This window comes from Flammeovirga aprica JL-4, assembly GCF_012844305.1.
GTDB lineage: Bacteria > Bacteroidota > Bacteroidia > Cytophagales > Flammeovirgaceae > Flammeovirga > Flammeovirga aprica.
On sequence record NZ_JABANE010000353.1, the window covers coordinates 1 to 701 of the forward strand.

Here is a 701-nt window from a genome sequence, read left to right on the forward strand (position 1 = left end):
GTGGAAACGGCGCTGGATTAAGGGACTGGATGGAAGAAAGGTACACGTGCGGTCACCACATGCCGCGCTCAACACGTTGCTTCAGTCAGCGGGTGCGCTCATTTGTAAGCTGTGGATTATCGAGACTGAAGAGTTGCTTCTCAAGGCAGGGTTGAAGCATGGTTGGGACGGCGACTTCGCCTACATGGCGTGGGTTCACGATGAAATACAAGTGGCCTGTCGGACCCCAGAGATTGCACAGCAGGTGATTGACATAGCGCAGCAAGCTATGCGTAACGTGGGCGACCACTTCAAGTTCCGTTGCCGTCTGGATACAGAAGGTAAGATGGGTCCTAACTGGGCCGTATGTCACTAATAATACAGGAGATTTATCATGGCTATTACCAAGCGTTGTATCGTAAGTTTCGACATGAAGTTCGTGGCTTCTAGTAAAGATGTGGAAGGTTACACCAAGCGTATGCTGGACGTGTCCCGTAAGATTGCTAACGGGGAGAAGGTGTCAGGCATCGAGCTGGAACTAGCACGTGCTGCCGTTACTGAAGGTATCGAAGCGTCCATTGAGCTAGCCATGAAGTCAGCCATTGTTGGCCGACTGAAGGATGAGCTGCGAGAGCCTCAGGTGTCGTGTGGTAACTTCCGGGTGGGGTTCAAGCGATGAGTGAGTATCTCAAAGTTCTGGCGGCCCTCAAGGGCTGCCCTAA

At 52.4% G+C, this 701-nt stretch carries 2 protein-coding genes; both read left to right on the forward strand.

Annotated elements, in window-relative coordinates; translation table 11 throughout:
- Positions 1–355: DNA polymerase (locus HHU12_RS34325; RefSeq protein WP_205960093.1), on the forward strand; the 355-nt coding region annotated here is incomplete at its 5' end.
- A gap of 18 nt (positions 356–373) precedes the next feature.
- Positions 374–658: a hypothetical protein gene (locus tag HHU12_RS34330; RefSeq protein WP_169661204.1), complete on the forward strand. Its 285-nt coding sequence runs from the start codon at positions 374–376 to the stop codon at positions 656–658.
- The last annotated feature ends 43 nt before the right edge of the window (positions 659–701 follow it).